Source organism: Klebsiella sp. YJ (assembly GCF_002108615.1).
In the GTDB taxonomy this organism is placed as follows: domain Bacteria; phylum Pseudomonadota; class Gammaproteobacteria; order Enterobacterales; family Enterobacteriaceae; genus Klebsiella; species Klebsiella planticola.
The window spans coordinates 1-12,655 of sequence record NZ_MTEG01000025.1; the positions used below are offsets into that span (position 1 = coordinate 1).

Below are 12,655 nucleotides of genomic sequence, written 5' to 3' on the forward strand. Positions count from 1 at the left end.
GGAGCAGGCGGTGCTCTCCCGGCAGCGGGTGCAGGGCTATGACAGCCTGGTGCTCGGCTTCCGCGACCGGGCGGACAGCGTGATCATCCAGGGGTACTTCAGCCTGGGCAGCTATCAGGTGGAGCAGATTGTCTTCGCCGACGGCACGGTATGGGACGTGGCCGCCGTGAAGGCGATGCTGCTGGCGGGAACGGAGGCGGCGCAGAGCCTGCAGGCCTACCGGGAGGGGAGCGAGATCCACGCCGGGGGCGGGAATGACGTGCTGACCGGAGACAGCGGCAACGATGCGCTGTACGGCGAGGCGGGGGACGACACCCTTGACGGCAGCTTCGGCAACGACCTGCTGAGCGGCGGCACGGGGAACGATCTGCTGAAGGGCGGATACGGGGATGACACCTACCTCTTTAACGCCGGAGACGGGCAGGACACGATTATCGAGAGCAGCGGAGCGGACACGCTGCGGCTCGGGGAGGGGCTGCAGGCGGAGCAGGCGGTGCTCTCCCGGCAGCGGGTGCAGGGCTATGACAGTCTGGTGCTCAACTTCCGCGACCGGGCGGACAGCGTGATTATCCGGGGTTACTTCAGTCTGGACTACTATCAGGTGGAGCAGATTGTCTTCGCCGACGACACGCTATGGCTGCCGGAGGATGTGCTGAATTATATCGAACACAATATTCCTTTACCGGTCATGGATACCGCGGAAAGCACGGCAGACATCGCGCTGTTGAAGCAGGAGATCTGCCAGTTTCTGGCCTCGGGCGACGTTGATGATGCGGACGATGCCGGGGTGGCTATACCGCTGGCTACCGCGCAAACGACGGCGGAAAACTGGCGAACAGCCGTTGGCTATTAGTGGAGCTGCGTTATGTCATCGGATGATAATCTATGGCAGGGGCTGCGGCTGATTGCCCGCTACCACGGTACGGCGGTGAATATCCGGGCCCTGCGTGAGCAATTTTTTGTCGATGCGGAACATCACATCACCCTGCAACTGGTGCGTGCGGCCCGCCATTGTGGCTTTCGTTGTCGCTACTATCCCCGCCTGCACGTCACCTCTCGCTTACCTCTGCCGGCGCTGGTTCATTTACCCGATCGGGGATATAGCGTGTTGTTGGCGGTTAAGGACGGGCAATGGCTGGTTCAGGAGATCGATCGGCCGCAACCCTCCGTGTACTCGCCTGTGGAGGGGGCCAGGGTCGGCGGTTTTTTATTTAGCCAACGTTTCTCTGTGGAAAAGCTGGCCAACGAGTTCAATCTGCGCTGGTTCTGGCAGGCATTTATGCAGTATCGCAGGCTGGTTGGTGAAGTCTTGCTGGCTTCATTTTTTATTCAATTGCTGGCATTAATCACCCCCCTTTTTTTCCAGGTTGTGGTCGACAAGGTTTTGGCCCATCAGAGTCTGACGACGCTGGACGTCCTGGCGCTGGGAATGCTCTGTATTACCGTTACTGAAGTCGTGCTGGATGGACTCCGAACTTACCAGCTGGCACATACCGCGCAAAGAATTGATGTCACCTTGAGCTCATTGCTCTTTCGGCATCTTCTGGCGCTGCCGCTGGCGTGGTTTAAGGAACGGCAGGCAGGCGTTACCGTAGCACGGGTTCACGAACTCAAAACGGTACGGGAATTTCTCACCGGCAGCGCTCTGACGCTTTGTACCGATCTGCTCTTTATGGTGATTTTTTTCGTCGTCATGGCGTTCTACAGTATTCCATTGACTCTTATCGTCATCATTTCGCTGGTTTTTTACGCCATTTTATCGGCGGTTATCACGCCATCTCTGCGCCGTCGTCTCAACGATCAGTTTCGTCAGGGAGCGCAGAATCAGGCTTTTCTGGTGGAGAGCATCACGGCGATCGAGCCGCTGAAAGCGATGGCGGTTGAGCATCATATGGTCCGTCGCTGGGATACCCGAATCGCCGCTTTTGTCAGCAGCAGCTTCAGAACGCAGAATTTGGGGAATATAGCCGGGCAGATTTCCCGCTTTATTAGCCGGGCAACCAGCGTGGCGATCCTGTGGTACGGCGCGCAGCAGGTTATTCAGGGCGACATGACGGTCGGCGCGCTGATTGCCTTTAACATGTTTGCCGGCCAGGTTACCGCGCCGGTGCTGCGCTTCGTACAGCTATGGCAGGACATACAGCAGGTCTCGGTTTCCATCAAACGGCTGGGGGATATTCTGAATATGCCGACCGAGCAACAGCCTGCGAGCGGCATCGCTCTCGCCCAAATGCAGGGGGCGGTAAGGTTCGCCGGGATCAGCTTTGCCTACCATCCCGGCGGCGCTCAGGTGCTGAACAGCGTGACGCTATCCGTGCGGCCAGGCGAGGTTATTGGCATCGTAGGGCGCTCGGGCTCGGGTAAGAGTACGCTGGCGAGACTGATGCAAAGGCTGTATTTACCCTCGGTAGGCCAGATATTTATCGATGGCACGGATATCGCTCATACCGATCCGCAATGGTTGCGCCGTCAGGTTGGCGTCGTGTTACAGGAAACTCAGCTTTTCTCCGGCACCCTGCGGGAAAATATCGCCCTTGCCGTACCCGATGCCTCGCAGGAGCAGGTGATGGCCGCTGCCGCGCTGGCCGGCGCCCATGAGTTTATCAGTGAACTGCCGATGGGCTATGACACACCGGTTGGCGAACACGGCGGGCAACTTTCCGGCGGGCAGAAACAACGTATCGGCCTTGCCCGTGCGCTGATAACTAACCCGAAAGTATTGATTCTCGATGAAGCCACCAGCGCGCTGGACTACGAATCTGAACGGATTATTCACCACAATATGGCGGAAATCTGTCGGGGGAGGACGGTATTTATTATCGCCCACCGCTTATCCACCGTGCGGCTGGCCGACCGTATTATCGTGATGGAAAGCGGCGCGATCGGCGAGCAGGGAACGCATGCTGCGCTGCTTGCCGGGAATGGTCTGTACGCGCGTTTATATGCGCTACAGCAGGGGATGACCGGATGAAGCGTTACCGGGAATTTCTCCCCGCGGTGCTGGAGGTTCAGGATACGCCGCCTTCGCCTGCGGGCAGGGGCATCATCTGGTGCGTGATGTTGACGATGTCCGCGGCGCTCTTATGGGCAGCCTGGGGTAAGGTTGATATTGTTGCCGTGACGCAGGGGAAAATCGTGGTGAGCGAACTGTCGCGCCCGGTGAATGCCGCGGTCACCGCTGAAGTCGCGGCGGTGATGGTGCGGGAGGGGATGCACGTGGCCCAGGGCCAGCCGCTGATCAAATTTAACGACGGTCATTTGCAGGCGCAAATCAAAGAGAACCGGCTGCGCCAGCGTATTAACCGGTTTCATATTGCGCGTCTGACATTGCTTAACCGTTATTATCATCAGGGGAGCGTTACCGCTCAGCTTCCTCCCGCCTATCTACAAGAGGATGTTGCGCTGGCTGAACAGGCGGCGTTACGGCTAACGGCGGAAATCGAGGCGGATCGCCGTGAAAAAGCGGTGTTTGACAGCCGAAGAGCGGTTCTGCTGGCGCAGCTGGCCGAGGGGCAGGTGGAAAAAGCGCTGGCTGAAAATTTGCTGCCGCTTTTCAGAGAACAATATCAGGCGCTGGAAGCGCTGTATCAGAAGAAGCTCACCAGTCGGGACAGCCTGCTGGAGAGCGGGAAAAAATATACCGAGTCCCGCCATCGGGTGGTGGCCGCAGAAACCCGCGCACAGGAGGTGCGTGACAGCCTCCATCAGATAGATGAAGAAGCGCAGGCCAGAACGGCTGATAAAACCCATGCCCTTGCCAAAGAGAGCGCGGAGCGCAGCGATGAAAACCGGGTGCTGGAAACCCAGCTCAATCAGCTCCAGTCCCTGAGCGCACAATACCTGTTGCGCGCGCCGGTTAGCGGAACGGTGGAGTCTTTGGTCTTCAGGGATGCCGGCGGCGCCGTGGAGCCGGCGCAGGAGCTGCTGAAGATCGTTCCCGATAGCGGTGAACGGGTAGCGGAAGTCATGGTCAGGAACCAGGACGTCGGTTTTCTACGGCCCGGGCAAAAGACGGCGGTGAAAATCAGTACCTTTGACTTCACCCGCTATGGGTGGGTGACGGGTGAACTTCGGCAGGTCTCGGCCGATGCCGTTGAAGATCGGGAGCTGGGGTTGGTTTATCGGGCGGTGATTTCCCTGAAACAGCGAACGTTGATGGTGGAGGGAGAGGAAAAACTTCTTGAACCGGGGATGCAGGTTACCGGTGAAATAAAAACGGGACGCAGAACAATCCTGAGTTACCTGCTGAGTCCCGTGATGGAAGCGCTGGATGGAGTGGGTAAACAGCGCTAGTAACGGCTTTTCGCTTAAAGCCGTTACCGTATGCCGCGTTCGATTAGCGCGTCGCCGCCTTCAGGCTCTGCACGAATGCTTTGAGCTCGGCCAGCATGGTCTGCGGATCGTTAACGTTGCGCTCGATAATTTTCACGATCGCCGAACCGGAAATCGCCCCGGCCGCACCGGCTTCAAGCGCGGCGGTCACCTGTTCCGGCGCGGAGATGCCAAAGCCCTGCAGCGGCGGCGCGGCGTTATATTCGGCCAGTTTTTCCACCAGGTGGTGCAGCGGCAGCGCGGCGCGGTTTTCCGCTCCGGTAACGCCAGCGCGTGACAGCAGGTAGGTATAGCCGCGGCCCCAGGAGGCAATCTGGCGCAGCAGGTCATCATCGGCGTTCGGCGGGCAGATGAAGATCGGCGCGATATTATGGCGCAGCGCCGCCTGACGGAACGGGGCGGACTCTTCAATCGGGACATCGGCGACCAGCACCGAATCGACTCCGACACGTGCGCACTCGGCATAGAACTCGTCAATACCCGGGCTGAATACCAGGTTGGCATACATCAGCAGGCCAATCGGGATAGTCGGGTGCTTGTGGCGAATCGCCGCCAGCATTTCAAAGCATTGCGCCGGGTTAACGCCAGCGGCAAAGGCGCGCAGGGTTGCGCCCTGAATCGTCGGGCCATCCGCCAGCGGATCGGAGAACGGAATCCCCAGCTCCAGGGCGTCGGCGCCGGCTTCAATCAGCGTATCGATGATCTTTAGCGACAGCTCAGGGTTCGGATCGCCGAGGGTGACGAAGGGAACGAACGCGCCTTCCCGGCGGGTTTTCAGTTGTGCAAACAGCGTCTCATAACGTTCCATCAGATTTCCCCTCGCGCTTTCAGAATATCGTGTACGGTGAAGATGTCTTTGTCGCCGCGACCGGACAGATTAACCACCAGCAGCTGCTCTTTTTCCGGGTTTTCGCGCATCATTTTCAGCGCATGCGCCAGAGCGTGAGAGGACTCCAGAGCCGGAATAATCCCTTCATGGCGGGAGAGCGCTTTAAAGGCCTCCAGGGCCTCGTTATCGGTAATCGACACGTAATCCGCGCGGCCGGTGCTGTTGAGGAAAGCGTGCTGCGGGCCAACGGACGGGAAATCCAGACCGGCGGAAATGGAGTAGGACTCTTCAATCTGGCCGTCTGCGGTTTGCATCATCGGTGACTTCATACCGAAGTAGATGCCAACGCGACCATGCTTCAGCGGCGCGCCGTGTTCACCGGTTTCAATCCCGTGACCCGCAGGTTCGACGCCGATCAGACCGACGTTGGTTTCATCGATAAAGTCAGCAAACATCCCGATAGCGTTGGATCCGCCGCCGACGCAGGCGATAACCGCATCCGGCAGACGACCTTCTTTTTCGAGAATTTGCGCTTTGGTCTCTTCGCCAATCATGCGCTGGAATTCACGCACGATGGTCGGGAACGGATGCGGGCCCGCCGCGGTACCGAGCATATAGTGCGCGGTCTCGTAGCTACCAGACCAGTCGCGCAGCGCTTCGTTACAGGCATCTTTCAGCGTGGCGGAACCGCTGTGCACCGGAATCACTTCGGCACCCATTAAACGCATGCGGAACACGTTTGGCGACTGGCGTTCGACGTCTTTTGCGCCCATATAGATGCGGCACTTCAGACCGAGCAGAGCGCTGGCGAGTGCGGACGCTACGCCGTGCTGGCCGGCGCCGGTTTCGGCGATAATTTCGGTTTTACCCATTCGTTTAGCCAGCAGCGCCTGACCCAGCACCTGGTTGGTTTTGTGCGCGCCGCCGTGCAGCAGATCTTCGCGCTTCAGATACAGCGTGGTGCGGGTCCCTTCGGTCAGGTTACGACATTTAGTCAGCGCCGTGGGACGACCGGCGTAGTTTTTCAGCAGATCGGTAAATTCCGCCTGAAACGCCGGATCTTTCTGCGCGCTGACGAACGCTTCTTCCAGCTGGCGCAGGGCAGGCATCAGAATCTGCGGGACATACATACCGCCAAATTCGCCAAAATAGGGATTAAGTAAAGTGCTCATTATTGCTCCTTAATATGCGCGCAGTGTTTGAAACACCGAAGCCAGTTTGCTGGGATCTTTAATACCCGGCTGCGACTCTACGCCTGAATTGAAATCGAGTCCGGCACAGCCGCTTTTCGCAGCTTCTACACAGTTATCGGCACCCAGGCCGCCTGCCAGAATGACATTACGCAGGTCCTGGCCCTGCAGCAGCGTCCAGTCGAAACGCTGGCCGCTACCGCCCTGGCCATTATCGAAAACATACTTATCGACATGGGTGAAGTGACGTGAGGGTAGCGTGTCGCTGACGCTGAGGGCTTTCCAGATTTGCACCGACTCCGGAAGGGCCGCACGCAGCGCGTCAATATAGGTCTGATCTTCGCTACCGTGCAGTTGAATCGCCGCCAGCGGAAGCTGTTCTGCCCGGGCGGCGACCGCCTCGATGGGCGCGTCACGGAAGACGCCAACGTAGCGCAGCGGAGCGGACTGAATAATCTCTTTCGCCTGGGCATCGTTCACGGCACGCGGCGAGGAGGGAACAAAAATCAGCCCGCCATAAATTGCGCCGGATTCACAGGCGATCTGTGCATCCTGAGGCCGGGTCAGGCCGCAGACTTTATTCTCGCCGAGCAGCACGCGCTTCACGGCGGCATCGAGATCCGCCTGTTCCATCAAGGCGGAACCGATCAGGAAACCGTTGGCAAAATGGCTGAGTTCACGCACTTCGGCGTAAGTATGAATACCGGATTCGCTGATAACCGTCACATCATGATCCAGGCGCGGCGCCAGCTGGCGGGTGCGGTTCAGATCAATCGACATATCGCGCAGGTCGCGGTTGTTAATCCCGACCACTTTGGCCTTCAGCGCAATGGCGCGCTCCAGCTCCTCTTCATTGCTGACCTCGGTCAGCACGCCCATGTTCAGGCTATGGGCCACAGCGGCAAGCTGGCGATACTGGTCGTCGTCAAGCACCGACAGCATCAGCAGGCAGGCGTCGGCCTGGTAGTAGCGCGCCAGGTAGATCTGGTAAGGATCGATGGTGAAATCCTTGCACAGAATCGGCTGCGGCGCGATGGCGCTGACGATCGGCAGAAAGTCGAAGCTGCCCTGGAAATATTTCTCGTCGCACAGGACGGAGATGGCCGAGGCATAATTTTTATAGACGCCGGCGATGGTCGCCGGGTCAAAATCCTGGCGAATCAGTCCTTTCGACGGAGACGCTTTTTTGCATTCCAGAATAAACGCGGTGCGTGTACCGACGAGCGCATCGTAAAAATTACGCTGAGTCGGGACGACGTCATTCTGAAAACTGGCTAACGGTTGCTGTTGTTTGCGGTCTTCTACCCAAATCGCTTTGTCGGCAACGATTTTTGCTAAAACGGTCTGCATTATTTACCCTCTTGCCGCTAATGCGGTCACTCTGTCATAGGCCGCTCCGCTGCGCAGCACGTCGATCACCTGCTGAGCGTTGGCCTTCAGGTCTTCGTGCCCGTACAGGCGCATCAGCATAGCGACGTTGGCGGCGACGGCGGCTTCGTGAGCGGCTTCACCTTTACCTTGTAGCAAGCGCGTAAGAATGTCACGGTTTTCTTCCGGCGTGCCGCCAGCCAGCTGCTCCTGATGGTAAGGCGTGAGACCAAAGTCATTAGCCGTCAGCTGATAGCTTTTAATTTCCCCGTTATTCAACTCAGCGACCACCGTCGGCGCATGCAGCGACACTTCATCCATACCGCCGCTGTGGACTACCGCAGCCCGCTGGTAGCCCAACACGCGCAGGGTTTCGGCAATCGGCAGCACCAGTTCCGGGCTGTAGACGCCAATCAGCGCCAGCGGCGGATGTGCCGGGTTAATCAGCGGCCCGAGCACGTTGAACAGCGTGCGGGTTTTCAGCTGCTGGCGAACCGGCATCGCATGGCGGAAACCGGTGTGATACTTCGGCGCAAACAGGATGCAGACGCCCAGTTCATCCAGCGCGGTGCGGGACTTGTCGGCATTCATATCCAGGTTGATACCGAACGCGGCCAGCAGATCGGAAGAGCCCGACTTGCTCGATACGCTGCGGTTGCCGTGTTTGGCGACTTTCAGGCCGCAGGCCGCCGCCACAAAGGCGCTGGCGGTGGAAATATTGATACTGTTGCTGCCGTCGCCGCCGGTACCGACGATATCGGCGAACAGGTAGTCCGGACGCGGGAACGGCGCGGCGTTTTCCAGCAGGGCGGTGGCGGCGCCGGCAATCTCTTGCGGCTGTTCACCGCGCACCTTCATGCTCACCAGCGCGGCAGCCAGCTGCTCGGGTTTCACTTCTCCCCGCACCACCGCAGAGAACAGCAGGTGACTTTCCTGCTGGCTCAGGGTTTCGGCCTGATACAGCTTCTCGAGGATCGGCTGAATCACGTTGGTCTGCTCGAGTTTCTGCAGCGCCCATGCCAGGGTCTGCTCCAGCAGACGTGCGCCCTGGGTGGTGAGAATCGACTCAGGATGGAACTGGAAGCCGCAGACGCGGTCGGCATCATGACGCACCGCCATGACCATCCCGTTAAAGTTGGCGTTAATGGTCAGCCCGGCAGGAATATTGCTGCCCACCAGCGAGTGATAACGCGCTACCGGCAGCGGATTGGTCAGCCCGGCAAACATCGCCTGGCCGTCATGTTCGATGCTGGAGGCTTTGCCGTGCAGGATTTCGCCAGCCTGGCCGACGTAGCCGCCGTAAGCTTCAACAATGGCCTGATGACCGAGGCAGATACCGATGATCGGCAGTTTGCCGCGCATCCGGGTCAGCAGCTCCGGCATGCAGCCCGCTTCGCTGGGGGTCCCCGGGCCCGGAGAGAGCATCAGCACCGGATTATCCATGGTACCAATGCGCTCAATTAAGGTCTGCGCCGGCACCGAGTTACGGTAAATCACCACGTTATGGCCGTTCGCGCGCAGCTGGTCTGCGAGGTTATAGGTAAAAGAGTCGATATTATCGAGCAGCAGGATGTCGGCCATCAGAAAGTCTCCTTAGCGTGGTGGGCCTGAGCGATTGCGCGCAGCACCGCGCGAGCTTTATTGCGGGTTTCATCCGCTTCGGACTGAGGCACTGAATCCAGAACGATACCGGCGCCAGCCTGGACGGTGGCGATGCCGTCCTGCACATAGGCAGAACGAATCACGATGCAGGTATCGAGGTCGCCGTGGGCGGTAAAGTAGCCCACCGCGCCGCCGTAGCTGCCGCGGCGTTTGCCTTCGGCGGCGGCGATAAGCTGCATGGCGCGAACCTTCGGCGCGCCGCTCAGGGTGCCCATGTTCATACAGGCGCGGTAGGCATGCAGGACGTCGAGGTCGCTACGCAGTTCGCCAACCACGCGGGACACCAGGTGCATCACAAAGGAGTAGCGGTCAACTTTGGTCAGGTCGGCGACGTAGCGGCTGCCCGGCGTACAGATTCGCGCGAGGTCGTTACGCGCCAGGTCAACCAGCATCAGATGCTCGGAAAGCTCTTTATGGTCAGTGCGCATTTCCAGTTCGATACGGCTGTCGAGGTCGCGATCCAGCGATCCGTCGGCGCGGCGGCCGCGTGGGCGGGTACCGGCAATCGGGTAGATCTCAATCTGGCGGCTGAGGGCGTCATATTTCAGCGAGCTCTCTGGCGATGCGCCAAATAAAGAGAAGTCGTTATCCTGCATAAAGAACATGTACGGGCTCGGGTTGCTCTTTTTCAGGACGTCGTAGGCCGCCAGCGCCGACGGGCAGGGCAGAGAGAAGCGGCGGGACGGCACCACCTGGAAGATTTCACCGGCGCGAATGGCGCGCTGCATTTTGCGTACCACCGCGCCGTACTCTTCATCGCTCTGATCGCAGTCGCAGGTCATCGATTCAACTTTAGTCACCGGCAGCGGCGCAGGCGGCTCGTTAAGCTGCTGGCGAAGCTGGGCTATACGCTGGGTCAGACGCTGTTTTTCACTCTCCAGCGGGGTGAACAGGCTCGACTGGATACGGGTATTTTTGGTCTGGTGGTCGATAACCAGCAGGGTTTCGGCCAGGTAGAAACAGTAGTCCGGGCAGGCGGTGTCGCTTTCCAGCGGCGGCAGATTTTCAAAACCGGCTACCAGGTCATAGGCAAACAGGCCGCCAAAGAACATCGCTTCGCGCTCGTCCGGCGGAACGGTGACCAGTTCCTGCAGCAGACGGAAGGCGTCAAAGACGGATAAAGAGCACAGGCGGGCATCTTCATCCAGCAGCGCGCTGACAGGCGGGAAGGTCAGGATCCGGCTATTGGGCTGGCGCTGATTGTCGATGCCCGAAGGCAGAGTATTATCCAGTAAATCCAGCAGGGCCGCGCCGTTAGCAGAAAGCGCCTGCAGAGTGACAGTGTCACCTAGCGCGGTGATGCGCAGCGCGCTGTCTACCAGCAGCAGGCTTTTTAAATCGTCTTTGCTGTCGATATCCGCCGATTCCAGCAGCAGCGTGGCCGGGCGAGCGCCGCACAGCTGGTGAAACAGCGCCGTGGGGTTTTCGCGATAGATGGCGTCGCTGGTGAGAAGTTCGAGTGCCGGTTTTGATGTTTGCATTATTGTTCTCGCCTTTCGGTATAATAATTTGTCCAATAAAAAGCCCGCTCATTGGCGGGCCGGGTATCTGTATGCTGAGTGCAAAACGCGATCACGCCGCCCGATATCAGGAGGTGCGCCACCAGCCGTGCAGAGTGATAAATTGCGTTTTCATCGTGATACCCCTTCATGTGAACTTGCGTACTAGTTAACTAGTCCAGAGGAATAAAGTCAACCCCTGTTTGCAGATTTTCTCCGCGAGTCGTTATGATAATGCGCTAATTTAAGTCCATGTCCAGCAGGAGTCTCTTTGAGCGACACCCATTACGCAGTGATTTACGATCTGCACAGCCACACCACCGCCTCTGACGGGCGGCTGACTCCGCAAGAACTGGTTCATCGCGCTCACCAGATGCGCGTCGGGACCCTGGCGATTACCGACCACGATACCGTTGCGGCGATTCCCGCCGCGCGTGCCGAAATCGCCCGCGCCGGTTTACCGCTCACGCTGGTGACCGGGGTGGAAATTTCAACATTGTGGGAAAACCACGAGATTCATATTGTCGGTTTGAATATTGATATTGCGCACCCGGCACTGAGCGCGCTTCTGGAAGAGCAGAAGGCGCGTCGCCAGCTGCGCGCACAGATGATCGCCGAGCGGCTGGAGAAAGCGCGGATTCCAGGCGCCTGGGAGGGGGCCATGAAGCTTGCTGACGGCGGCGCGGTAACCCGCGGACACTTCGCGCGCTTCCTGGTGGAAGCCGGTTATGCCAGCAATATTGCCGATGTTTTTAAAAAATATCTCGCCCGCGGGAAAACCGGATACGTTCCGCCGCAGTGGTGTACAATAAAACAAGCGATTGATGTCATTCATCATTCTGGCGGCAAAGCGGTTATCGCCCATCCCGGGCGTTACGACCTCTCCGCCAAGTGGCTAAAACGGCTGTTGGCCCACTTCAGCGAGCAGGGTGGCGATGCGATGGAACTGGCGCAATGCCAGCAGGCGCCCCATGAACGTACGCAGCTTGCCGCGTACGCCGTGCAGTTTGGTCTTCTGGGTTCACAAGGATCTGATTTTCATCAGCCTTGTCCGTGGATCGAACTGGGCCGCAAACTTTGGCTACCCGCTGGCGTAGAAGGGATCTGGCACAGCTGGGAAACGGCCGCAGAATAAAATTGAGAGGGAAGTATGAGCCAGTTTTTTTATATCCATCCGGACAACCCGCAGGCACGGTTGATTAACCAGGCGGTGGAGATTGTGCGTAAGGGTGGGGTGATCGTTTATCCCACCGATTCCGGTTACGCGCTGGGCTGTAAGATTGAAGATAAAGGCGCGATGGAGCGTATTTGCCGCATTCGTCAGTTGCCTGATGGCCACAACTTTACGCTGATGTGCCGCGACCTGTCTGAGCTGTCGACCTACGCGTTTGTCGATAACGTGGCGTTTCGCCTGATAAAAAATAACACCCCGGGTAACTACACCTTTATCCTCAAGGGGACCAAAGAGGTACCGCGTCGCCTGCTGCAGGAGAAGCGTAAGACCATCGGGATGCGCGTGCCGTCGAACCCGATAGCCCAGGCGCTGCTGGAGACGCTCGGCGAACCGATGCTGTCGACCTCGTTGATGCTGCCCGGTAGCGAATTCACCGAATCCGACCCGGAAGAGATCAAAGACCGGCTGGAGAAGCTGGTGGATTTGATTATCCACGGCGGCTATCTTGGCCAGCAGCCTACCACCGTCATCGACCTGACCGAAGACGCGCCGGTCGTGCTGCGTGAAGGCGTCGGCGACGTTAAACCGTTCCAGTAACGGA

10 protein-coding genes and 1 other annotated feature are annotated in these 12,655 nt (G+C 58.7%); of the genes, 5 read left to right on the forward strand and 5 right to left on the reverse strand.

Features of this window, described 5'->3' with window-relative positions; all coding sequences use genetic code 11:
* The 3 genes from BV390_RS31870 to BV390_RS22570 form a co-directional block, all read left to right on the forward strand.
* A partial coding sequence (locus tag BV390_RS31870) for a calcium-binding protein (protein WP_304442496.1) occupies positions 1-853 on the forward strand: 853 nt, incomplete at its 5' end.
* Between the two features lie 12 nt (positions 854-865).
* Positions 866-2,971, forward strand: coding sequence for a type I secretion system permease/ATPase (locus BV390_RS22565; RefSeq protein ID WP_085397374.1), 2,106 nt, complete (start codon positions 866-868; stop codon positions 2,969-2,971).
* Positions 2,968-4,293, forward strand: coding sequence for an HlyD family type I secretion periplasmic adaptor subunit (locus BV390_RS22570; protein ID WP_085397375.1), 1,326 nt, complete (start codon positions 2,968-2,970; stop codon positions 4,291-4,293). The genes BV390_RS22565 and BV390_RS22570 overlap by 4 nt, the downstream gene beginning before the upstream one ends.
* A gap of 43 nt (positions 4,294-4,336) precedes the next feature.
* On the opposite strand, the gene trpA is transcribed toward BV390_RS22570, so the two are convergent.
* From trpA to BV390_RS22595, 5 genes are read right to left on the reverse strand one after another with little or no spacing between them, the layout of a single operon-like run.
* Positions 4,337-5,140, reverse strand: a complete 804-nt coding sequence (trpA, locus tag BV390_RS22575; RefSeq protein WP_047664738.1) for a tryptophan synthase subunit alpha — start codon at positions 5,138-5,140, stop codon at positions 4,337-4,339.
* Positions 5,140-6,333: a tryptophan synthase subunit beta gene (gene trpB, locus BV390_RS22580; RefSeq protein ID WP_004860995.1), complete on the reverse strand. Its 1,194-nt coding sequence runs from the start codon at positions 6,331-6,333 to the stop codon at positions 5,140-5,142. The genes trpA and trpB overlap by 1 nt, the downstream gene beginning before the upstream one ends.
* 9 nt (positions 6,334-6,342) lie before the next feature.
* Positions 6,343-7,701, reverse strand: coding sequence for a bifunctional indole-3-glycerol-phosphate synthase TrpC/phosphoribosylanthranilate isomerase TrpF (trpCF, locus tag BV390_RS22585; RefSeq protein WP_085397376.1), 1,359 nt, complete (start codon positions 7,699-7,701; stop codon positions 6,343-6,345).
* Positions 7,702-7,704: 3 nt separating this feature from the next.
* Positions 7,705-9,300 (reverse strand): bifunctional anthranilate synthase glutamate amidotransferase component TrpG/anthranilate phosphoribosyltransferase TrpD, encoded by a 1,596-nt coding sequence (gene trpD / locus BV390_RS22590; RefSeq protein WP_085397377.1) that lies wholly within the window; start codon positions 9,298-9,300, stop codon positions 7,705-7,707.
* Positions 9,300-10,862: an anthranilate synthase component 1 gene (locus BV390_RS22595; RefSeq protein ID WP_032688127.1), complete on the reverse strand. Its 1,563-nt coding sequence runs from the start codon at positions 10,860-10,862 to the stop codon at positions 9,300-9,302. The genes trpD and BV390_RS22595 overlap by 1 nt, the downstream gene beginning before the upstream one ends.
* Positions 10,863-10,896: 34 nt before the next feature.
* Positions 10,897-10,992, reverse strand: a sequence feature (Trp leader region).
* A 159-nt stretch (positions 10,993-11,151) separates the two neighbouring features.
* On the opposite strand from BV390_RS22595, the gene rnm reads away from it, so the two are divergent.
* Positions 11,152-12,015: an RNase RNM gene (gene rnm, locus BV390_RS22600; protein ID WP_032695872.1), complete on the forward strand. Its 864-nt coding sequence runs from the start codon at positions 11,152-11,154 to the stop codon at positions 12,013-12,015.
* A gap of 15 nt (positions 12,016-12,030) precedes the next feature.
* Positions 12,031-12,651 carry an L-threonylcarbamoyladenylate synthase gene (locus BV390_RS22605; RefSeq protein WP_032695873.1) on the forward strand — a complete coding sequence of 207 codons (621 nt, stop codon included), beginning with the start codon at positions 12,031-12,033 and terminating at the stop codon, positions 12,649-12,651.
* Positions 12,652-12,655: the final 4 nt, after the last annotated feature.

Bases quoted from the DNA above. Each gene is read 5' to 3' on its own strand.
- BV390_RS22565 (WP_085397374.1), top strand. From the start codon at position 866: ATGTCATCGGATGATAATCTATGGCAGGGGCTGCGGCTGATTGCCCGC.
- BV390_RS22605 (WP_032695873.1), top strand. From the start codon at position 12,031: ATGAGCCAGTTTTTTTATATCCATCCGGACAACCCGCAGGCACGGTTG.
- BV390_RS22595 (WP_032688127.1), bottom strand. From the start codon at position 10,862: ATGCAAACATCAAAACCGGCACTCGAACTTCTCACCAGCGACGCCATC.
- BV390_RS22570 (WP_085397375.1), top strand. From the start codon at position 2,968: ATGAAGCGTTACCGGGAATTTCTCCCCGCGGTGCTGGAGGTTCAGGAT.
- trpCF (WP_085397376.1), bottom strand. From the start codon at position 7,701: ATGCAGACCGTTTTAGCAAAAATCGTTGCCGACAAAGCGATTTGGGTA.
- trpD (WP_085397377.1), bottom strand. From the start codon at position 9,300: ATGGCCGACATCCTGCTGCTCGATAATATCGACTCTTTTACCTATAAC.
- trpB (WP_004860995.1), bottom strand. From the start codon at position 6,333: ATGAGCACTTTACTTAATCCCTATTTTGGCGAATTTGGCGGTATGTAT.
- trpA (WP_047664738.1), bottom strand. From the start codon at position 5,140: ATGGAACGTTATGAGACGCTGTTTGCACAACTGAAAACCCGCCGGGAA.